Origin of the sequence: Massilia haematophila, from assembly GCF_042647645.1 — a bacterium.
GTDB classification, from domain to species: Bacteria; Pseudomonadota; Gammaproteobacteria; order Burkholderiales; family Burkholderiaceae_D; genus Telluria; species Telluria haematophila.
Genome location: NZ_JBHRVV010000001.1, coordinates 4,060,239 through 4,081,514, shown reverse-complemented (window position 1 = coordinate 4,081,514; position 21,276 = coordinate 4,060,239). Strand labels below are relative to the sequence as shown.

Genomic DNA, 21,276 nt, shown 5'->3' with positions numbered 1-21,276 from the left:
ATTTTCCGCGGTGTGGCGGCGGTTGTATCGAAAAGTAAAAAAACGGCCCCGGCTGTAACGGCCGGCCCGGCAGCCGCTAGAATGGCCCGACAACACATAACATCGGCCGTGCCGCCCAGGCGTGCGGTCCTATAAAAAATACAAGAGATGAAGACGCTGAACCCGCGCCTGCGTCGCCCTGACGGGCGCGGCGTGTACGCCTCCCCCGGCATTCGCCGGGGCGCCGCCGCTTCCCTGGACACCTGTTCGCCGCCGGCCTGTCGCGCCGGCGCCACCGCCATTCGCCATGCGCCCGCCGCCGCGCGGACGCCGCATCGCAGCACATTGAACCCTGGGACCTGGCTTACCGGCCGCGTCCCGTTTTTTCGTGGCCACGCGCCGCTTTTTCAGCAATCGAGGACTTTCCTGTGAAACGTACCCTTCTGAGCACCCTGACCCTGTCCGTGCTGGCGGCTTTCGCCCATGCCGGCGACACCCCAAGCGCCACCGCCCAAACGGGCGCGCCGATCTCCGGGATCGACGTCCAGTACATCGACACCTCGGTGCGTCCGCAGGACGACTTCTTCACTTACCTGAACGGCAAGTGGCTGAAATCGACCGAGATCCCGGCCGACAAGGCCAGCTGGGGCACCTTCATGCAGCTGCGCGACGACGCCCAGGCCCACCTGCGCGAGATCATCGAGGCCGCGCAGAAGGACACGGGCAAGAAGGCCGGCACCGACGAGCAGAAGATCGGCGACCTGTACGCCAGCTTCATGGATGAAGCCAAACTAGAAACCCTGGGCGTGAAGCCGCTGGCGAGCGAGCTGCAGCGCATCCGTACCCTGAAGGACAAGAAGGGCGTGCCGAACCTGGTCGCCCACCTGTCGAAGATCGGCGTGGCGACCCCGTACGGCATCCGCGTCGGCCAGGATGCGCGCGCCTCGACCAAGTACGCGACCTACATCGGCCAGAGCGGCCTGGGCATGCCGGACCGCGACTACTACCTGAAGCTCGACGACAAGCGCATGGCGGAAACCCGCGCCAAGTACGAAGCGCACGTGGCCCAGATCCTGGGCCTGGCCGGCGAGAAGAACGCCGCCGAGCAGGCCAAGGCCATCGTTGCCTTCGAAACCGAACTGGCGAAGGTGCAGTGGACCAAGGTCGAGAACCGCGACCCGGTCAAGCGCTACAACAAGATGAGCGTGGCCGAGCTGGGCAAGCTGACCCCGGGCTACGACTGGAACGCGGCGCTGGCCGCAAGCGGCGTGGGCAACAAGCTGGACTACGTCATCGTCGCCCAGCCGAGCTACCTGACCGGCTTCAACGAGGTGCTGGCCAAGACCGACCTGGCGACCCTGAAGTCCTACTTCGAATGGCAGCTGCTGCGCGAATACTCGCCTTACCTGTCGAAGGCCTTTGTCGACGCCAACTTCGCCTTCTACGGCACCGTGCTGACCGGCGTCACCGAGAACCGTCCGCGCTGGAAGTCGGGCGTGTCGCTGGTCGAAGGCGCGCTGGGCGAAGCCGCCGGCAAGCTGTACGTGGCCAAGTACTTCCCGGCCGAGCGCAAGGCGCGCATGGAAGAGCTGGTCAAGAATGTCACCGCCGCCTACAAGGAAAGCATCGACCAGCTCGACTGGATGACCCCGGCCACCAAGGTCGAAGCCCAGGCCAAGCTGGCCAAGTTCGTGCCGAAGGTCGGCTACCCGAACAAGTGGCGCGACTACTCGAAGCTGGCGATCCGCTCCGACGACCTGGTCGGCAACGTGAAGCGCGCTTCCGAGTTCGCCTACAACCGCAACATCACCAAGCTGGGTAAGCCGATCGACCGCGAAGAATGGGGCATGACGCCGCAGACGGTGAACGCCTACTACAGCAGCTCGATGAACGAGATCGTGTTCCCGGCCGCGATCCTGCAGCCGCCGTTCTTCGACATGCGCGCCGACGACGCGGTGAACTACGGCGCGATCGGCGCCGTGATCGGCCACGAGATCGGCCACGGCTTCGACGACAAGGGCAGCCAGTCCGACGGCGAAGGCAATTTGCGCAACTGGTGGACCAAGGAAGACCGCGACGCCTTCCAGAAGCGCACCGACATGCTGGTCAAGCAATACAACGGCTACAGCCCGCTGCCTGGCTACAACGTCAACGGCGAACTGACCCTGGGCGAGAACATCGGCGACAACTCGGGCCTGGCCATCGCCTATAAAGCCTACAAGATCTCGCTGAAGGGCAAGCCTGCGCCGGTGATCGACGGCCTGACCGGCGACCAGCGCTTCTTCATGGGCTTCGGCCAGGTGTGGCGTTCGAAGATGCGCGAAGCGCAACAGATCGTGCAGGTGAAAACCGACCCGCATTCGCCGGGCCAGTTCCGCGCCAACGGCACCGTCATGAACCACCCGGCCTTCTACGAAGCGTTCGGCGTGAAAGAAGGCGACAAAATGTACCTGGCGCCGAAAGATCGCGTCTCGATCTGGTAAAGTCTTCCAGCTGATCATGCAGAAAGCCCGTATCTACGGGAAGTATGCATATCTGACCTGACGGAAAAAACGGCCGGCGCCCCACAGGGCGCCGGCCGATCTCATTCAAAAACAGTGGAGAGACAGATGAAAGAACACATGCTCAGCGCCCTGACGCTGGCCCTGATCGCCGGCTTTGCCCAAGCTGAAGGCGCCGCGGGTGCCGCGGGTGCTGCCGGCGCTGCCGCCAAGACCACGAAAGCGCCGGTGCTGTCGGCCGGCATCGCCACCGAATACATCGAACCGTCCGTGCGCCCGCAGGACGATTTCTTCGAATACCTGAACGGCAAGTGGCTCAAAACCGTCGAGATTCCGGCAGACAAGTCGAGCTGGGGCTCGTTCATGAAGCTGCGCGACGACACCCTGCCGCAGCTGCGCGCGATCATCGAGCGTGCCGCCGCCGACAAGAACGCCGCCGCCGGCAGCGAGACGCAAAAGATCGGCGACTTCTACGCCAACTTCATGGATGAAGCGAAGCTCGAGCAACTGGGCATCACTCCGCTGAACGCCGAGCTGGCGAAGATCGCCGCGATCAAGGACAAATCCGAACTGCCGGCTGTGCTGGCGCGCATGGTCAAGCTGGGCCTGGAAGTGCCGGTGGTGTTCTACATCCACCAGGACGCCAAGGACTCGACCAAGTACGTCGCCGACCTGTACCAGGCCGGCCTGGGCATGCCGGACCGCGACTACTACCTGAAATCGGACGACGCCAAGCTGGCCGACGCGCGCGCCAAGTACCAGCAGCACATGGAAAAGATGCTGACGATGGCCGGCGACAAGAACGCCGCCGCCAATGCCAAGGCCGTCCTCGACTTCGAGACCGAGATCGCGCGCGTGCAGTGGACCAAGGTCGAGAACCGCGACCCGGTCAAGACCTACAACAAGGTCGAACTGGCCAAGCTGGCCGACGTGGCGCCGGGCTTCGACTGGAAAGCCTGGCTGGACGGCGCCGGCATCGCCGCCAAGGCCTCCTACGTCATCGTCAGCCAGCCGACCTACCTGAAGGGCTTTGCCGAGGTCGCGGGCAAGACCCCGCTCGAGACCTGGAAGGCCTACCTGCAGATGCACCTGATCGACGCCTACGGCAGCTACCTGTCGAAGAACTTCGCCGAGCAGCGCTTCGCCTTCTACGGCACCACCCTGTCGGGCGCGCCGCAGCAGGAACCGCGCTGGAAGCGCGGCGTCGGCGCGGTCGAGCGCGGCCTGGGCGAAGCGGTCGGCAAGCTGTACGTCGCCGAGCACTTCCCGGCCGAGCGCAAGGCGCGCATGGAAAAGCTGGTCGCGAACCTGCTGGCCGCCTATAAGGAGTCGATCAACACGCTCGACTGGATGAGCCCGGCGACCAAGAAGGAAGCGCAAGCCAAGCTGGCCAAGTTCACCCCGAAGATCGGCTACCCGAACAAGTGGAAGGACTACACGGCTCTCACCGTCAAGCGTGACGACCTGGTCGGCAACGTGATGCGCGCGCGCGAAGTCGAGTACAACCGCGAGCTGAACAAGCTCGGTAAACCGATCGACCGCGACGAGTGGGGCATGACGCCGCAGACGGTGAACGCCTACTACAACCCGGAACTGAACGAGATCGTGTTCCCGGCCTCGATCCTGCAGCCGCCGTTCTTTGACGCCAACGCGGATGACGCGGTCAACTACGGCGGCATCGGCGCCGTGATCGGCCACGAGATCAGCCACGGCTTCGACGACCAGGGCGCCCAGTACGACGGCGACGGCAACCTGCGCGACTGGTGGAGCCCGTCGGACCACAAGAACTTCAAGGCCAAGACCAAGATGCTGGTCGAGCAGTACAGCGCCTACAGCCCGCTGCCCGGCTACCACGTCAACGGCGAACTGACCCTGGGCGAGAACATCGCCGACAACTCGGGTCTCGCCATCGCTGCGAAAGCCTACAAGATCTCGCTGAAAGGCAAGAAGGCGCCGGTGATCAACGGCCTGACCGGCGAACAGCGCCTGTACATGGGCTGGGCCCAGGTGTGGCGCTCGAAGATGCGCGAGCCGGCCCAGATCGCCCAGGTGAAGACCGACCCGCACTCGCCGGGCCAGTTCCGCGCCAACGGCACCCTGAAGAACCAGCCGGGCTTCTACGAAGCCTTCAAGGTCAAGCAGGGCGACAAGATGTACCTGGCGCCGAAGGACCGCGTCATCATCTGGTAAATACGTCGACCCCGGCCGCAAGACCGCCCCGCGCAAGCCGGGCGGTTTTTTTGTCCGGTGGAAGGCTAATAGTTTCTAAGGCCGTCCCCTTGTTGCCACCTTGATTCATATGATGTCGCACGCGCGGCACAGTGCCGACTGGCACTATTACGATTTGGTTTTCGGTGCCCTGAACCATAAGCCATCGTCAGCAAGTAGCCGGACCATATGATGGACGCTGGCGCACGTTTTCGTCATGACAGTGCGGGCATGGAAGGCAATAAGAACCGGGATCAGTTACTTACAACCGAATTTATTGCGCAGCAGAGCCCTGCTTTGGCGGTTCTGATCATGCACGTGAGAGCTGTGCTTGCACAAGACTTTGCCGACAAGCGTAGCGTTTTGCATGATGGCCTTCGTTCAAAGTGAAAACACCCTACAAGCTTGGAGCTTATAGGGTGGAGGTGACTATCTCATGAACCTCGGTCACCTTGCTGTGCCGGGGACTGCCGCCGTTTAGCGCGGCACGATGGCGAATTGCGGGCCGGTGCCGTAGTTCGGCTTGACACTGCGCGCCATGAATTTGTTCCAGGCGGCGGCACCGTTGCTCAGGCGAACATCCACGGCATACGCCAGGGCCGGCTGCATGTTCGACGGGTAGCCGATCACGGTTGACGAGTAACCGGTCATCTCTCCCACCTTCAATTTCAGGAAGGAAGCCATCTCGGCGCTGCCGCAGGTCAGCGAGCGGAAAGTGGCCGTCTCGCTTGCGTCCGCGGCCTGCGACATGCTGGTGTAAAAGGGGCTGGTGGCCGAGTCACGAATGCTCATCGCGTACAACGCCCCGTCAATCCAGCAGATGCCCGGGTCGGTCATGCGCATTGCCGGCGACTTGGCCTTCCAGATCAACAGGCCACGCGCTTGTTCGAAGCCGAGTTCCACCGCATGGCCGATGGCCGAGGTGAAAAAGTCGTCCTGCCACGGCGCCACGCCGCGCTTGCTGTTGTAGATAACAGCGCTATTCATGTCGAGCACACCGAAGAAGTTGGCGTCCGGGTTGTTCGTGTACTTGGTGTTGTACCAGTCAAGATTGCTTGCCAGGATGCGCTGGAAGTGTTCCTTCAGACGGTCACTGTCCGGCGTGATGTAGGCCGCTTCAGCCAGCGTGCGCATGCTCCATGCCTGGCCGCGCACTTGGTCGTCAGCCACCAGCCCCTGAACGTTCTTGCGCCAGCCCGGGTTCGACTGAAACACATTGTAAGAAGCCCAGAACTGCAGCTCTTCCAGGTAATAATAGTCGCCCGTTACCAAGTAAGGAAGGTAGGCGAAAGCCGGCTGGTGCGAGGTGTCGTGCTTGTTCGGCGTGGTGCAGCTCGTGCTTGGGCAGACCGGGAAGGCTTCATACTGTTTTGTCACAGGATTCTTGGTGTCGCCCTTGGTGCCGAGGATGGTCATGTACGGAAAGTCCACCAAGCTGACGGGACGGTCCGTGTTCCTGTCACGGTAGTGCGAGGACCAGCTGCCGGCCAGGTCAGCGGTACCCAGCGTGACAGCTTTGGCACGCGGATCCATAGTCAGCAGGTAAGTCGCGGCCCAGCCCGGCAACAGGCCGATGTCATTACGGCCGCCGGTACTCGGCATGTAGGGATTGGCCAAACCCACACCCATCGGCTCGATGGCGCTGCCAGTCCATTTCGCCATCAGGTTGTTCAGTGTCGCTTCCGGGGTGACCACGCTCTGGTCGTAGTTCGGCACCGCGCGGCTGGCGATCAGGTAGGCGCTGTTGTGGCGCACGTGCACTTGCGGCTCGTCGCCCCACCAGAACAGCTTGCGCCAGCGGCTGTGGTGCAGGTGGGTCATGGCCGGCTTCACGTAGACTTCCTGGCCGCGCACCACGACCTTGGCGTCGTAGGTGATGTTGCTCGGATTGAGCTCGTAGGCCCAGTTGTTTTCCACGGTGACGTCGACGCGGGCCTTCTTGATGCTGTCGTACCAACGGATCGCGAAGCGCGCCGTCAGGTGCGGGTGTTCGGTGCCGTCGACGCTGCGCAGCGGTGCCGAGACCTGCCATTCGTTGGCGACGGCGCCCGACAGCCAGGTGTTGTATTTCCAGCCGCTCTTGATCATGTCGTCGGCCGACGCTTTATACTCGACGCCGTTGATGACGGCATGCACCGAGGAGCTGAAGCCGTTCGACAGCAGCACCTTCGGCGACAGCGTGCCCGGGGTGATCGGCGCATTGGTCTTCATCAGCGCCAGGGTGCGCACCTGGGACGCGGCAAGGCCCGGCAGGATGGCCGAGACGACGGCGTGGCGTACCGAGCCGTCGGCGTGGTAGGCCTTGACGTCGAGCTGCAGCGGCACCTTGGTGCCGTCGTCGAGGCGGCCGACCAGCGAATAGCCCTGCGGCAGGTCGCCGATGGCGAAGACCTGACCGAAGGTGAACGGTGCATTCACCTGGGACGCGCTGCCGGTGTTCTGGATGCGCACGTCGGTGACGACGCCGTACTCGGCATACTCGCCCACCGAGGCGATCGGCAGGGGCATCGGATCGGACGTCGTGCCCGAGATCGGCGCAGTCGTCGTGCCGCTGGGAACACTAGGAACGCTGGGCGCGGTGGTCTCGGGGGTAACGGAAACGACCGGGGTGCCGCTCGGGGACGCGCCGACAGGCGGCGGCGTCTGGGTCGCCGGGGTCGGGGCTGGAGTCGCGTCGCTGGAGCTGGAGCTGGCCAGGTTGGTGTTGCTGCCCGAGCCGCCGCCGCCGCCGCAGGCTGCCAGGGTGCTACCGAACACCGCGATTGCGGCAATTCGCATTGCATGAGTATGGAGTGGGAGAGTCATGGCAGGTCTTCAGGAGAGTTACTGTGAGGAACAAATTATTGCCTCACGGAATTCCTGAAGGTTACGCCAAAGCAAAACTCAGGAACAGCAAAATCAAGCTGTCTGTTCAGAATTTCGCCCAAATACAACACAACATTATCGCTTTCTTCATGAATATTATTCAGTAGGAAAGCGTTTTTTGCTTGTATTTATATTGCGTTTTTCGAAAGATCCACAATAAAAAAACCGCCCAAAGGGCGGTTCGCAAGCCAGCTGCTTGATCCGGCTCAGGCCGTTTGGCGCCAAGGATGGGCGCCTTACCTGTAACCGGATGTCACTTTTATAATGCCGCTCAGCGCGCGGCGGCGACCATGAAGTCGACCGCAGCCTTGACGTCGGCATCCGGCGCGCTGGCGCCGCCTTTTGGCGGCATCACGCCGGCCTTGCCCTGGAAGCCCTTGATCGCATGCTCGTACAGCACGGCGTTGCCCTGCTGGATGCGCGGCGCCCAGGCTGCCTTATCGGCCAGTTTCGGCGCACCGGCGATGCCGGCGCCGTGGCAGGCCACGCAGGCGCTGTTGTAGAGGGTCTTGCCGGTGTCGGCGCTGGCAACGGCCGGCGCAGCAGCAGCAGCAGGGGCCGCTGCAGCCGGCGCCGGAGTCGACGGGGTGCCGGCGACCGGCGCGGCCGTTGCCGCGTTCTGGGCAGCCGGAGCGGCAGCCACTTCGGTCTGGGCGCCGGCGGCCGGCGCTGCTGCCGGCGCTGCCGGAACCGCCGGTTCCTTGAACTTGGCGCCGCTCTGGTTGGCCATGTAGACGACGGCGCGTTCGACCTCGACGTTGTCGAGGTCCGGATTGCCGCCTTTCGCCGGCATCGCGCGGATACCCTCGATGGCATGCTTGATCAGGGTGTCGTAGCCCTGGGCCAGGCGCGGCGTCCAGTCGCCCGCGACGCCGGTCTTCGGCGCACCGGCGGCGCCGGTGCTGTGGCAGGCCGCGCACACGGCGGTATACACGGCGTCGCCCGCCTGCAGCACTTTCGGCGCGTTGGCGTCGACCAGCGTGAAACCTTCCTCGGCCACCGGGCGCAGGCGCGTAGTGACGGCTTCGTCGCTCAGACTCTGCGTACCGGCGCCCTCGAGCTTGTCGGTTGTGACAAAAGCGACCAGCAGGATGATGCCGATGACAATTACCAGGAAAAAGCCAGCGACCACCGCGATGAGTTGCTTGGGCGTCCGGATAAACGATTGTTCATTGTGTGCGTCGCTCATGATTTCCTTAATACGATTAAAAAAACCTGCTACCCGGCGCTTGCCCATCTTGCATGCATTTTTGCAAAGGCCGCCAATCGGCGATTATAGTCTCAAAAAATGCCCCATGGCACATCCACGCAAGCGCATCCACACTTTCCGTGGACGGCAGGCGCGAAAGACTGTATCCTTCGCATCGCTCAGGAGTTTCCCGTGCGGCTGTAGCTCAGTGGATAGAGTATTGGCCTCCGAAGCCAAGGGTCGCTGGTTCGATCCCAGCCAGCCGCACCACCTGACGTTTTCACCTTCCCGCACCGCCCCCGATGTGCCGACTTTCTCCAAGCAGGCCGGGCACGCGGACCATCTGCCTCACGCTTTCCCCTGTTTCATCGTGCCGCCTGGAGCATGTGCGCCCCCAGGCGATGTCCCAGCGCGCAGATCGTCAGCGACGGGTTGACGCTGCCGGCGGTCGGAAAGACCGAACCGTCGCCGACCCAGACATTCTCGAAGCCGAAGACCTTCAACTGGCAGTCGACCACGCCTTGCTCGGGCGTGGCCGCCATGCGCGCGGTGCCGAGGTGATGGGCGGCGGAGGTCACCGTTTCCTCCCAGCGGCTCACGGGATCGGCGCGCAGGCCGCGCACGCTGTCGTTCCGGCGCAGGCTGGCCATCAGGAGCGCGTGGTAGTCGGCGAACATCGCCGTGTCCTGTTCGCTGAGGCGCCAGTCGACCCGGGCGATCGGAAAACCGAATTCGTCGCGCGACCGTGTCGACAGCCTGACCCGGCTGTCGGGATTCGGCAATTGTTCCGTCATGAAGAACAAGTCCCCGTAGCGCGAACGCGTGCGTAAAGGCAGCTTCTGGTGCGCGATGCGCCAGAGGATGTAAGGGTGGCGCACTATCGACGCCAGGTGGGTGAAGGCCACGTCGCGCGGGCCGCGCATGCCGAGGAAGGACATCATCGCCGCGGTGGGCACCGGCAGCCGGCTGATCCCTTTGCGAATGAAGACGGCATGGTTGGGCAGGCGGTGTCGGCGCTGCATCTCGCCCCTGAGCATAAAGCCCGACATGGTGCGCGTGGCCGGCCCGCCGTCATCCTCGCCGGCGGATTGCTCGTCGAAGGGCTGCTTGAAGCGCACCTGCGACAGGTAGCCGGCGGGATGGTCGATGAGGTTGCGGCCGAGCCACCAGGATGGCGGCGGCGCGTTGTCCTGCTGGAGCGAGTTCAGCAGTAAACGCGGCGTTTCCAGGGCGCCGGCCGCGATCACGAAGCGCCTGGCGATGACCCTGAACTGCTTGCCCGCGCTGCCGACGAGCAGCGACCGGGCCTTGCCCTGTGCCTGCAGCAATTGCAGCGCCGTGGCGTGGTAGAGGCAGCGCGCGCGTCCATGCCTGCACCATTCCAATAGAAGTTCCTTGCCGCGGAAGGGCGGGACCCGGTAGCGGTAGGGCTTGGCGTCGAGCACGTCGGCGGCGGGAAAGACCGGGCCCGCGCGCTGTGCCGTCGCGCTCGCTCCGTCCTGGCTGCCGAGGAAGTCGCGGGCCAGCGGATACCAGCGCGCCAGTTCGGCGTGGTCGATCGGCCAGCCGCTGTGCGGGATCCAGGGCCGCGCGAGGAAATCCTCCTGGTCCAGGGGCGCGCAGACGCCATGCCAGAAGGCGGTGCCGCCGCCGACCTCGAGCCCGCGGCTGACCGACAGTCCGAATGGCCGGCCGACGTTCTCGGTCTGCACCGCCGGACGCGAGCGGCGGGCGGCCTTGAGCGGGCCGGCTTCGACGAACAACACGTCGCGGCCCGCGCGCACCAGCGCATGCGCCACCGACATCGCTCCCATGCCGGTGCCGACGATGCAGATATCGGCCACGATCGTGGCGTCCTGGTCCAGCAATCTTGCGTCGATGAGCATGGGCGTGCGGGCGAAGTGGAAGAAGGGCGCGTCCCGGATGCACGCGCCAGCCAGGCAAATCGACCGGCGCTGCCCGGCGACAGGCGGCACCGCATCATGAAGATGCTAATTCAGCAATATCTCCATTATTAAATAACTGCCGGGGATTGGCTAGTTATTTAAAAGAAGAGGATAAGCTGCCCCACCCAGGGAAGGGTGGGGCGCTTGTTGAGGGGGATCAGAGGGTGATGTAGCGCCGCAGCCGCGGCCCTAGGCTATTGGTCACCGCCAGCGGCAGCTTCTGCCAGGCGCTTTCGACCAGCGGACGCAGGCTGGACTTCGCGCCGCCGCCCGTGGTCGGCGCGACGATGGGGGCAACGCCTTGCGCGTCCCACTCTTTCCAGTCGAGCGCCACCGGCACAGCCCCCCACTGCTTCTTGAATTTATAGGTGCCTTCGCCGTAAGTGGAACGGCCGAAGTCGAACTGGCGCACGCCGGTTTCGCACAAACGGGACTGGATCGCCCAATACAACAGCATGTTTGGCGCCAGCGGGTTGTAGTCGGCCAGGGTCGAGGCCCAGGGGATGACGGCCTTGTCGCCGCACAGCAGCACCCAGCCGGCGCCGACCGCCTTGCCTTCGTGGCGCACGATGACGATGAACATGTCCTGGCTGGCGCTGTAGTGGCGGTGGATCGCGTCGAACCAGCCGCGGCTGTGCGGCGGGCTGCCCAGGCGGCGCATGTTGCGGCTGTAGACGTCGTAGAACTCGGCCACCGCCGCCGCGCCCGTCACCACTTCCGACGTCAGGCCATTCTTTTCCGCCTTGCGTACCTGGCTGCGCAGCTTGGGCGGGTAGCTCTGCATCAAGGCGGCGGCGCTGTCGGGCAGGCCGAGCAGCATGCGCACCTTGCGTCCTTCGAGCGCCGCTTCCTCCACGGTGTCCGGCGCCGAGCAGCGCAGTTCCAGTCCGGTTGCGCCGCCGGCGCCGACGTCCTTGCGCGCGCGCGCGGCCAGCGCCTCGGCGATGTCCGGCGTGGCGGCGAGCGGGCCGCCCAGGTCGCAGAAGGGCAGCGAGATCCAGCGCGGTTTACCGAGCGGGCGGGCCACCGCCGACAGCGGCAGCAGGCCCTGGATCGCGCCGCCGCGGCGCGCCACCAGCACCTGGCCGGGATAGCCATACGCGGTCTCGACGGCCCGGCGCCAGGCCGCCAAGTGGTAGGCGCTGGCGCCGGCTTGAGCGCGCGCAAAGGCGTCGAGCTCGTCGTTGGCGGGGGAGTCGTTGTTCAGGTAGGCGAATTCGAGGTCGTTCAAGCGCTGCTCCTGCGGTGTACACCGGCGATTTATCGCCAATGCATGATTGTTCGCGCCAGATTGTAAACGATTGACAACTTTTTTAACGCCGATCAAGCCAAGCGTGTGGGGTGCGCACAATTCATTTTCTTACGGAACTTGTATTTCAGAAAATGCTAATATTGCACGGTGTCCATGCAGCATGCGTGACGGTGAGACCCGTCGGCACCACAGGCAGCGCGATGCCGAGCGTGGCGTCATGCGCCCGTCATCATCGCGTGGCAAAAAGCAAGCAGACCGGTCGCGTATCTTGGGCGGGGTCATCCAAAGCTTGCACGGAACCGACAGCATTGGAAGCGTCCCGATGCAAATACAACATCGGTTGATCAAGCTTGTTGTTGGTGTTCTACAAACGGAGTAGCGATATTGAGGCGCCTCCTGTTTCCATGCTATATTAAAAATTAGCATAATAGCAAAACTTTATTCGATAACGGAAGCTGATAATGAAAGCAGATCAGGTCGTCGCGGTAGTTGGACTGGGTTACGTCGGACTGCCGCTGGCAGTGGAATTCGGCAAGAAGGTACGAACGATCGGTTTCGATCTGTCGGCCGCCAAAATCGAGAACTACAAGAAATTTATTGATCCGACGGGCGAAGTCTCCACCGAACAGCTGCAGGCCGCGCGCCAGCTGGACGTGACGACCGACCCGACCATGCTGGCCCAGGCCGACTACGTCGTGGTCGCCGTGCCGACCCCGGTCGACATCGCCCACAACCCGGACTTCACCCCGCTGGCCGGCGCCAGCACCACGGTCGGCAAGCACATGAAGAAGGGCGCCATCGTCGTCTTCGAATCGACCGTGTACCCGGGCGCCACCGAGGAAGTCTGCATCCCGCTGCTGGAGAAACACTCGGGCATGAAGTGGAAAGAGGACTTCCACGTCGGCTTCTCGCCGGAGCGCATCAACCCGGGCGACAAGGAACACACCCTGACCACGATCCTGAAGGTCGTGTCGGGCGACGACGACGAGACCCTGGAAAGCATCGCCCAGCTGTACGAGTCGGTGATCACCGCCGGCGTGCACCGCGCCTCGAGCATCAAGGTCGCCGAAGCGGCCAAGGTCATCGAGAACACCCAGCGCGACCTGAACATCGCGCTGATGAACGAACTGGCGATCATCTTCGACAAGATCGGCATCGATACGCTCGAAGTACTGAAGGCGGCCGGCACCAAGTGGAACTTCCTGCCCTTCCGTCCGGGCCTGGTCGGCGGCCACTGCATCGGCGTCGATCCCTACTACCTGACGCACAAGGCCGAGATGGTCGGCTACCACCCGCAGGTGATCCTGGCGGGCCGCCGCATCAACGACGGTATGGCCAAGTTTGTCGCGGAAAAGACCGTGAAGTCGATGATCTCGTCGGGCTTCCAGGTCAAGGGCGCGAAGGTCAACGTGATCGGCCTGACCTTCAAGGAAAACTGCCCGGACCTGCGCAACTCGAAGGTCGCCGACATCGTGCACGAGCTGGAAAGCTACGGCGTCGACGTCCACGTCTACGACCCGCTGGCCGAAGCCGGCGAGGCCGAGCACGAGTACGGCATCAAGCTGGAATCCTGGGACAGCCTGCCGAAGGCCGACGCCCTGATCGCCGCCGTGCCGCACAAGGAAGTGCTGGCGCTGTCGCTGACCGACTTCCAGTCCAAGCTCAACGACGGCGGCTGCTTCATCGACGTCAAGTCGCAATTCGATCCGGAAGCGCTGAAAGAAGCCGGCTACTGCGTCTGGCGCCTGTAAAGCCGGACCGCGACAAGGCCGCCGCTGCCGTGGCGGCCTTGTCGACTGCGTCCGGTACGCCGGATGCAGAGGTCAATCTGTCGCATCGCGCAATCGAGAAAGTGTTCCGAAAACTGTGAATAAGATTCAAGACGTAAGGCAGCATCTGGGCCAGCACAGCCATCACTGGCTGGTCACCGGCGCGGCCGGCTTCATTGGCTCGAACCTGGTCGAGGCGCTGCTCAAGCTCGGCCAGCGCGTAACCGGCCTCGACAACTTTGCCACCGGGCATCGCCGCAACCTCGAGCAGGTGAAAGAATCTGTCACGAATGACGTCTGGATGAAATTTAATTTCATCGAGGGCGATATCCGCAACGAAGCCGACTGCGCGCGCGCCTGCGCCGGCGTCGACTTCGTGCTGCACCAGGCCGCGCTCGGTTCGGTGTCGCGTTCGATCGACGATCCGATCGCCACCAACGCCACCAACGTCACCGGCTTCCTCAACATGCTGGTGGCCGCGCGTGATGCGAAAGTGCGCCGCTTCGTCTACGCCGCCTCGAGCTCGACCTACGGCGACCATCCGGACCTGCCGAAGGTGGAAGAGGTGATCGGCAATCCGCTGTCGCCGTATGCGGTGACGAAGTACGTCAACGAGCTGTATGCGAACGTGTTCGGCCGTACCTACGGCATGGAATCGATCGGCCTGCGCTACTTCAACGTGTTCGGCCCGCGCCAGGATCCGAACGGCGCGTATGCCGCCGTGATCCCGCAATGGGTGGCCGCGCTGATCCGCAACGCGCCGCTGCGCATCAACGGCGACGGCGAGACCAGCCGCGATTTCTGCTACATCGACAACGTGGTCCAGGCGAATCTGCTGGCGGCGCTGGCCTCCACCGAAGCGGTGAACCAGGTCTACAACGTGGCGCTCAACGAGCGCACCAGCCTGAACCAGCTGTACGGCATGATGCGCGAGCTGCTGCGGGAACGCTTCCCGCACGTCGAGACGCACCAGCCGCAGTACGTCGATTTCCGCCGTGGCGACGTGCGCCATTCGCAGGCGGACATCGGGAAGGCCGCCGCGCTGCTGGGCTATGCGCCCACGCACCGGATCGGCGAAGGCCTGCGCCAGGCGATGGACTGGTATGTCCAAGACCTGCTGGGCCAGGGTTCGCATGTGGTATCCGAGTAAGAAAAAGTAAGAAGAATTCAGGAGGACTGACGTGTTTAGAATCTCTAACCACTACGTGTCGAAGATCGTATCCGTATTGCTGGTCGTCGAGGTGCTGGTGCTGCTCGGCGCCGCCTATGCCGGCGTGGCCTTGCGCTACATGGAATTCGGCGATGGCGTAAACCTGCCCCCGCTCGAGCATTTCTTCACCTCCGCGATCGCGTTCGCGCTGGCCATCGTGTTCAGCATGAGCGCGATGGGCATGTACCAGCTCGACTTCGAAGACGGCCTGCGCCATCCCTTCCTCATGAAGCTGCTGCCCTCGTTCGTGATGGGATTCCTGATCCTGACGCTGGTGTTCTACATCGCGCCGGAGCTGTCGCTGGGCCGCGGCATCCTGCTGCTGGTGTTCGCCCTGTCGGCGGTCGGGATCTACCTGGCGCGCATGGTCTTCTTCAAGACCTCCGAAGCGCGCTTTCTGCAGTCGCGCATCATGTTCCTCGGCGGCGGTCCGCTGGCCAAGGAATGTGCCGACCTGGCCGACCGCGCCGCGCGCTATCACCGCTACGACGTCGCCGGCTTCATTCCCGCCAGCGGCGAGGAACTGTGCGTGCCGCAGAACAGCCTCTTGAAGGTGCGCGAGGGCGACTCGCTGGTCAAGCTGGCGCGCCAGTACAACGTGCAGGAAATCGTGGTGTCGGTGCAGAACCGCCGCGGCGGCTTCCCGATCAAGGAACTGTTGGACTGCAAACTGCAGGGCATGAAAGTCACCGACGCCGCCACCTTCTTCGAGCGCGAGACCTGCCAGATCCGGGTCGACTCGATCCAGCCGAGCTGGCTGGTGTTCGGCGGCGGCTTCGACCAGAGTTTCGTGCGCACCTTCATGAAGCGCAGCTTCGACCTGGTCTGCAGCACCGCGATCCTGCTGTTCACCTTCCCGCTGATGCTGCTGGCGGCGCTGGCCATCTGGCTGGAAGACCGCGGCCCGATCTTCTATTCGCAGGAGCGGGTCGGCAAGGACGGCAAGAGCTTCTTCGTGCATAAATTCCGCAGCATGCGCACCGACGCCGAGAAGGCCGGCAAGCCGCAGTGGGCGGCGCAGAACGACCCGCGCGTCACGCGCTTCGGCAACTTCATGCGCAAGACCCGGATCGACGAACTGCCGCAGATCCTGAACGTGTTCAAGGGCGAGATGTCCTTCGTCGGCCCGCGTCCGGAGCGTCCGTATTTTGTCGAGCAGCTGATCGAGGTGGTCCCGTACTACAATGTCCGCCACAGCATCAAGCCGGGCATCACCGGCTGGGCCCAGGTACGCTACGGCTACGGTTCCTCGGCCGAGGACGCGCTGCAAAAGCTGCAGTACGACCTGTACTACGTGAAGAACAACAGCCTGTTCCTCGACTTCCTGATCCTGATCGATACGCTCAAGGTGGTGCTGTTCCGCAGCGGCCGCTGACCGTTTCCTTGCTGATTGCACGAACTGTACGAACATCGCCTTGTCCCGGCCGCGGCCGGGACAAGGCATTCTCCGGACCACCGCGCCCGGTACGAGATCCATGGATAGTCTTCCCCTGACCAGTATCGCCGCCTACAGCCATGGGTTGGCGGCCCTCGGCTTCGTGGCCCTGGCCGTGCCGCTGCTGGCGGGCTGGCGCGGCCGCGCCTACGGGCCGGTGCTGATCCTGGCTTGCGTCGCCTCGGCGCTGTGGGCCGGCGCGCTGGCCTCGTCCGCGCTCGACCGCATGCTGTGGACCGACCTGTCGGACGCGCTGGAAGTGGCGCGCAACGCCGCCTGGTCGCTGTTCCTGGTGGTGCTGCTGGGCGACTACCACAAGCCGGGCAGCCGCCTGCCCTTCGGCCTGCGCCCGGTGCTGTTCGTGGCCGCCGTGTGCTACCTGCTGGCGCTGGTCGCCGCCTTTGCCGGCCACTGGGACCTGGCCCTGCTCGACTCGGTGCTGCCGGTGACGGCGCGCGTGGCGCAGGCGGTCGGCGGCATGCTGCTGGTCGAGCAGGCCTACCGCAACAAGACCGCGCAGGAACGCTGGGCCATCAAGTTCGTCTGCCTGGCCATCGGCGGCATGTTCGCCTACGACTTTTATTTGTACAGCCACGCGATGCTGTTCCGCGAGGTCGATCCCGACATCTGGGCCGCGCGCGGCGTCGTCAACGCGTTGACCGTGCCGCTGATCGCGCTGTCGATGACGCGCGCCAAGTCCTGGAGCTCGCCGCTGGCGGTGTCGCGCCGCGCCATGTTCCATTCGGCGGCGCTGTTCGGTTCGGCCATCTACCTGCTGGCGATGGGCTCGGCCGGCTACTACCTGCGCTACTTCGGCGGCAACTGGGGCACCGTGATGCAGGTGACCTTCCTGTTCGGCGCCTTGCTGCTGCTGGCCGGGATCCTGTTCTCGGGCACCTTCCGCGCCTGGCTGAAGGTCTTCATCAGCAAGCATTTCTACAGCTACGGCTACGACTACCGCGAGGAATGGATGCGTTTCACGCGCACCCTGTCCGAAGGCGGCGACAACCTCGGCGAGCGCGCCATCCAGGCGGTGGCGGCCCTGGTCGAAAGCCCCGGCGGACAGTTGTGGCAGCGGCGCGAATCCGGCGCCTTCGAACCGGTCGCCGCCTGGCAGGTGCCGGGCATCGACACGGTCGAGCCGGGCGACTCGGCCCTGTGCCGCTTCCTCGAGCGCACGCAATGGGTGATCGACCTGGGCGAAGTCGTCACCGAGCCGGAAAAATACGACGGCCTCGAATTGCCGCAGTGGCTGCGCGAGTATCCGCGCGGCTGGCTGGTGGTGCCGCTGATGATGGGTAGCAGACTGTTCGGCTTCGTGGTGCTGCAGACCGCGCGCAGCCCGATCAAGCTCAATTGGGAAGTGATCGATTTGCTCGACATCGCGGGCAGCCAGGCCGCCAGCTACCTGGCGCAGCAGGAAGCGGCCAACGCCCTGATGGTGGCGCGCCAGTTCGAGTCCTTCAACCGCATGTCGACCTTTGTCGTGCACGACCTGAAGAACCTGGTCTCACAGCTGTCGCTGATGAACGCCAACGCCGAAAAGCACAAGCATAATCCCGAGTTCCAGGCCGACATGCTGGAAACGGTGTCGCTGTCGGTGCAGAAGATGAAGCTGATGCTGCAGAAGCTGAGCCGCACCGACCTCCAGGAAAAGCCGGCGCCGCTGGCGGTGGACGCGGTGGTGCGCCAGGCGATGGCGCAGAAGGCCGCGTTCGTGCCGCGTCCGCAGCTCGAGGTGGTCGACGTCGGCCTGCGCGTGCTGGCCGACCGCGAGCGTCTCGAGCGCGTGCTGGGCCACCTGATCCAGAACGCGATCGAAGCCACGCCGAAGGACGGCAGCGTGACGATCCGCCTGGCGCGCGCCGGCGAAGCGGTGCAGATCGAGATCGCCGACACCGGCGAAGGCATGAGCGAGGAATTCATCCGCGAGCGCCTGTTCAAGCCTTTCGAGTCGACCAAGTCGGCGGGCATGGGCATCGGCGTGTTCGAGAGCCGCGAATACATCAACGAGCTGGGCGGGCGCTTGGAAGTCTCCAGCAGGCCTTCGTCCGGCACTACTTTCAACGTCATCCTGCCGCTGTACCGGCAGGATGCGCTGCTCGTCGAACGGGCAGCCTGACGCGAGGAACACCGTGACACAGAACAAACCGAAACTCCTGATCATCGAAGACGACCCGGGCCTGCAGAAGCAGCTCAAGTGGAGCCTGGACGCCTATGACGTCGTGGTCGCCGGCGACCGCGAAGCGGCGCTGGCGCAGATCCGCCGCCACGAGCCGGCCGTGGTCACCATGGACCTGGGTCTGCCGCCCGACCCGGACGGCTCGACCGAGGGCCTGGCGACGCTGCAGCAGATCCTGGCCCTGGCGCCGGACACGCGCGTGATCGTCCTGACCGGCAACCAGGACCATGCCAACGCCGTCAAGGCGATCGGCCTGGGCGCCTACGATTTCCACCAGAAGCCGTGCGACCCCGAGGTGCTGAACCTGGTGATCCAGCGCGCCTTCTTCCTGCACAACCTGCAGCAGGAAAACCGCCGTATGCAGCGGGAACAGGCCGATTCGCCGATGTCGGGCGTGATCTCGCGCGCGCCCTCGATGCTGAAGGTTTGCCGCAGCGTCGAAAAGGTGGCGCCGACCTCGGCTTCCGTCATGCTGCTGGGCGAATCGGGCACGGGTAAAGAGGTGCTGGCGCGCGCCGTGCACGCACTGTCGCCGCGCGCCAAGGAACGCTTCATGGCGATCAACTGCGCGGCCATTCCGGAAAACCTGCTCGAAAGTGAACTGTTCGGCTACGAGAAGGGCGCCTTCACCGGCGCCGCCAAACAGACCAAGGGTAAAGTGGAACTGGCCCACGGCGGCACCTTCTTCCTCGACGAGGTCGGGGACCTGCCGATGCCGCTGCAGGCCAAGCTGCTGCGCTTCCTGCAGGAGCGCGTGATCGAGCGCATCGGCGGCCACGAGGAGATCCCGGTCGACGTGCGCATCGTCTGCGCGACCCACCAGAAGCTGAAGGAACTGTGCGCCACCGGCCGCTTCCGCGAGGACTTGTACTACCGCCTGTCCGAGATCGTGGTGACGATCCCGCCGCTGCGCGAGCGCGAAGGCGACGCCGCCCTGCTGGCGCACCACTTCAAAAATAAATTCTGCGCCCAGGAGTCGCGCGGCACGCTGCACTTCGCGCCGGACGCGATCGCGGCGATCGAGGGCTATGCCTGGCCGGGCAACGTGCGCGAGATGGAAAACTGCATCAAGCGCGCCGTCATCATGGCCGACGGGAACACCATCGTGGCCGACGACCTCGGGCTGCCTGGCGAGGGGCTGGAAGAAGAGCCGATCAACCTGCGCCAGGTGCGCGACGAGGCCGAGTACAAGGCCATCATCAAGGCCCTGGCCCGGGTCGACGGCAACATCGTCAAGGCGTCCGAGATCCTCGGCATCAGCCGCCCGACCATGTACGACCTGATGAGCCGCCACAACATCAAGACCGGTACGTGAAGCGTGCCGCCGGGGCGCTGGCCTTGCTGGCGCTGCTCGGACTCGGCGCCGCCGCCGCCGGCCTCGCGTACTTGCAATCGCAGGGCGCCACGCCGCGCGCCCTGGCGCCTTATCTTTTGCACCGTACGAGCGGCCACAACGACCTCATCGAAGGCGCGGGGCGCGTCGTCGCCGGCATGCTGCTGCGACTCGACCGCGGGGAAGGGCAGGGCTATGCGCTGCCGCCGCTGGCGGTCGGCGCCCAGCCCGACCCGGCCATGACCGCCGGCGGCAACGAACGGCGGGTGGCCAGCGTCGAGGAAGCGCGCCGCGCCTTCGCCAGCGCCGTGCCGGGCGACCTCATCACCTTCCTGCCCGGCACCTATGCGGTCAAGGGCACGCTGTTCGCCAGCCGTCCCGGCCTCGAAAGCGCACCGATCGTGGTGCGCGCCGAGCGCCCGGGCACGGTGACGATCGCCTTCAACAGCAGCGAAGGGGTCACGGTGTCGGCGCCCCACTGGCGCTTCGAGAACCTCGACATCCGCGGCGCCTGCCGCTACGACGACAACTGCCAGCACGCTTTTCACGTCGTCGGCCGGGCCCATCACTTCGTGGCGCGCAACAACACGATCCGCGACTTCAATGCCCACTTCAAGATCAACGGCCAGAAGGGCGTGTTCCCGGACCACGGCCTGATCGAATCGAACACCCTGTCCAACGGCGGCGCGCGCCGCACGTCGCGGCCGGTGACGCCGGTCGACCTGGTCGGCGCCAGCGACTGGACCGTGCGCGCCAACCTGATCCGCGACTTCGTCAAGCACGGCGGCGACGGCACCAGCTACGGCGCCTTTGCCAAGGGCGGCGCCCAGCGCACCGTCTTCGAGCGCAACGTGGTGCTGTGCGAGCAAGCTTTACAGGGCGAACGCGGCAAGCGCATCGGCCTGTCGTTCGGCGGCGGCGGCACCGGCAAAAAATATTGCCGCGACCGTCAATGCATCACCGAACACGACGAGGGAATCATGCGCGCCAACCTGGTCGCCGGCTGTTCGGACGTTGGCATCTACCTGAACAGCGCGGCCGGCACCCGCATCCTCGACAATACCCTGCTCGACACGGCCGGGGTGCAGGTGCGCTTCCCGCAAAGCGTCGCTACGCTGGATGGCAATCTGGTCGATGGCCCGATCCGCAGCGACGAGGGCGGCGCCGTGCGCCTGGGCGAGAATCTCGCCACGCCGATCTGGCAGCTGTATCTGGGCCGCCATCCGCAACGCGCGCTGTTCGCCGATCCGGGCCGGCTGGACCTGCGCTGGCGCGGCGAGACGCCGCGCCGCGGCGGGCCCGGCACCGGTCAGGACCTGTGCGGCGCGGCGCGCGGCGCGCCGGCGACCTACGGCGCTTTCGAGGACTTTTCCGCCTGCCGGACCGGCGCGGGCCAATGATATTCCG

14 protein-coding genes and 1 tRNA gene are annotated in these 21,276 nt (G+C 64.6%); 11 read left to right on the top strand and 4 right to left on the bottom strand.

All coding sequences use genetic code 11. The annotated features are described in order from the left end of the window. Positions 1–147: 147 nt before the first annotated feature. The 4 genes from ACFOPH_RS18050 to ACFOPH_RS18035 all read left to right on the top strand — a co-directional run bounded on the left by ACFOPH_RS18050 (position 148) and on the right by ACFOPH_RS18035 (position 5,078). A complete protein-coding gene (locus ACFOPH_RS18050) occupies positions 148–411 on the top strand; it encodes a hypothetical protein (protein ID WP_312548473.1) in 264 nt (87 codons plus the stop codon). After that, a complete protein-coding gene (locus ACFOPH_RS18045) occupies positions 408–2,462 on the top strand; it encodes a M13 family metallopeptidase (RefSeq protein ID WP_379736758.1) in 2,055 nt (684 codons plus the stop codon). The genes ACFOPH_RS18050 and ACFOPH_RS18045 overlap by 4 nt, the downstream gene beginning before the upstream one ends. 126 nt (positions 2,463–2,588) lie before the next feature. Continuing rightward, the gene (locus ACFOPH_RS18040; protein WP_379736756.1) at positions 2,589–4,670 is read left to right on the top strand and encodes a M13 family metallopeptidase; all 2,082 of its coding nucleotides are present in this window, start codon (positions 2,589–2,591) and stop codon (positions 4,668–4,670) included. Positions 4,671–4,877: 207 nt separating this feature from the next. Beyond that, a complete protein-coding gene (locus ACFOPH_RS18035) occupies positions 4,878–5,078 on the top strand; it encodes a hypothetical protein (RefSeq protein ID WP_312548476.1) in 201 nt (66 codons plus the stop codon). Positions 5,079–5,165: 87 nt separating this feature from the next. Here the strand turns inward: ACFOPH_RS18035 and ACFOPH_RS18030 are convergent, their stop codons facing one another. Together ACFOPH_RS18030 and ACFOPH_RS18025 are read right to left on the bottom strand one after the other, a co-directional pair. Next, the gene (locus ACFOPH_RS18030; protein ID WP_379736754.1) at positions 5,166–7,466 is read right to left on the bottom strand and encodes an RIFT barrel domain-containing protein; all 2,301 of its coding nucleotides are present in this window, start codon (positions 7,464–7,466) and stop codon (positions 5,166–5,168) included. A 358-nt stretch (positions 7,467–7,824) separates the two neighbouring features. Next, positions 7,825–8,742: a c-type cytochrome gene (locus ACFOPH_RS18025; protein WP_379736752.1), complete on the bottom strand. Its 918-nt coding sequence runs from the start codon at positions 8,740–8,742 to the stop codon at positions 7,825–7,827. Between the two features lie 194 nt (positions 8,743–8,936). On the opposite strand from ACFOPH_RS18025, the gene ACFOPH_RS18020 reads away from it, so the two are divergent. Beyond that, a tRNA-Arg gene (locus ACFOPH_RS18020) sits at positions 8,937–9,012 on the top strand. A gap of 95 nt (positions 9,013–9,107) precedes the next feature. Here the strand turns inward: ACFOPH_RS18020 and ACFOPH_RS18015 are convergent. Both ACFOPH_RS18015 and ACFOPH_RS18010 read right to left on the bottom strand, forming a co-directional pair. Beyond that, positions 9,108–10,628, bottom strand: a complete 1,521-nt coding sequence (locus tag ACFOPH_RS18015) for a GMC oxidoreductase (protein WP_379736750.1) — start codon at positions 10,626–10,628, stop codon at positions 9,108–9,110. A 217-nt stretch (positions 10,629–10,845) separates the two neighbouring features. After that, positions 10,846–11,919 carry a GNAT family N-acetyltransferase gene (locus ACFOPH_RS18010; RefSeq protein ID WP_379736748.1) on the bottom strand — a complete coding sequence of 358 codons (1,074 nt, stop codon included), beginning with the start codon at positions 11,917–11,919 and terminating at the stop codon, positions 10,846–10,848. Positions 11,920–12,401: 482 nt separating this feature from the next. Between ACFOPH_RS18010 and ACFOPH_RS18005 the strand changes: the two genes are divergently transcribed. From ACFOPH_RS18005 to ACFOPH_RS17980, 6 genes are all read left to right on the top strand, one after another. Further along, complete coding sequence (locus tag ACFOPH_RS18005) at positions 12,402–13,691, top strand: nucleotide sugar dehydrogenase (protein ID WP_379736746.1); 1,290 nt, start codon at positions 12,402–12,404, stop codon at positions 13,689–13,691. Positions 13,692–13,806: 115 nt separating this feature from the next. Next, positions 13,807–14,859, top strand: a complete 1,053-nt coding sequence (locus tag ACFOPH_RS18000; RefSeq protein WP_312548484.1) for an SDR family oxidoreductase — start codon at positions 13,807–13,809, stop codon at positions 14,857–14,859. Positions 14,860–14,890: 31 nt separating this feature from the next. Beyond that, positions 14,891–16,294, top strand: coding sequence for a TIGR03013 family XrtA/PEP-CTERM system glycosyltransferase (locus ACFOPH_RS17995; RefSeq protein WP_379736744.1), 1,404 nt, complete (start codon positions 14,891–14,893; stop codon positions 16,292–16,294). Between the two features lie 100 nt (positions 16,295–16,394). Beyond that, on the top strand, positions 16,395–18,476 hold the full coding sequence (prsK, locus tag ACFOPH_RS17990) for an XrtA/PEP-CTERM system histidine kinase PrsK (protein ID WP_312548486.1): 2,082 nt from the start codon (positions 16,395–16,397) through the stop codon (positions 18,474–18,476). A gap of 13 nt (positions 18,477–18,489) precedes the next feature. Further along, positions 18,490–19,851, top strand: a complete 1,362-nt coding sequence (prsR, locus tag ACFOPH_RS17985) for a PEP-CTERM-box response regulator transcription factor (protein WP_312548487.1) — start codon at positions 18,490–18,492, stop codon at positions 19,849–19,851. Further along, entirely contained in the window at positions 19,848–21,269 is a 1,422-nt protein-coding gene (locus ACFOPH_RS17980; RefSeq protein WP_312548489.1) for a right-handed parallel beta-helix repeat-containing protein, read from the top strand. The genes prsR and ACFOPH_RS17980 overlap by 4 nt, the downstream gene beginning before the upstream one ends. Positions 21,270–21,276 lie beyond the last annotated feature (7 nt).

Excerpts from the sequence above, each read along its gene's own strand:
- ACFOPH_RS18015 (WP_379736750.1), bottom strand. The coding sequence starts at position 10,628 with ATGCTCATCGACGCAAGATTGCTGGACCAGGACGCCACGATCGTGGCC.
- ACFOPH_RS18005 (WP_379736746.1), top strand. The coding sequence starts at position 12,402 with ATGAAAGCAGATCAGGTCGTCGCGGTAGTTGGACTGGGTTACGTCGGA.
- ACFOPH_RS18050 (WP_312548473.1), top strand. The coding sequence starts at position 148 with ATGAAGACGCTGAACCCGCGCCTGCGTCGCCCTGACGGGCGCGGCGTG.
- ACFOPH_RS18030 (WP_379736754.1), bottom strand. The coding sequence starts at position 7,466 with ATGCGAATTGCCGCAATCGCGGTGTTCGGTAGCACCCTGGCAGCCTGC.
- prsK (WP_312548486.1), top strand. The coding sequence starts at position 16,395 with ATGGATAGTCTTCCCCTGACCAGTATCGCCGCCTACAGCCATGGGTTG.
- ACFOPH_RS18040 (WP_379736756.1), top strand. The coding sequence starts at position 2,589 with ATGAAAGAACACATGCTCAGCGCCCTGACGCTGGCCCTGATCGCCGGC.
- ACFOPH_RS18035 (WP_312548476.1), top strand. The coding sequence starts at position 4,878 with ATGATGGACGCTGGCGCACGTTTTCGTCATGACAGTGCGGGCATGGAA.
- ACFOPH_RS18025 (WP_379736752.1), bottom strand. The coding sequence starts at position 8,742 with ATGAGCGACGCACACAATGAACAATCGTTTATCCGGACGCCCAAGCAA.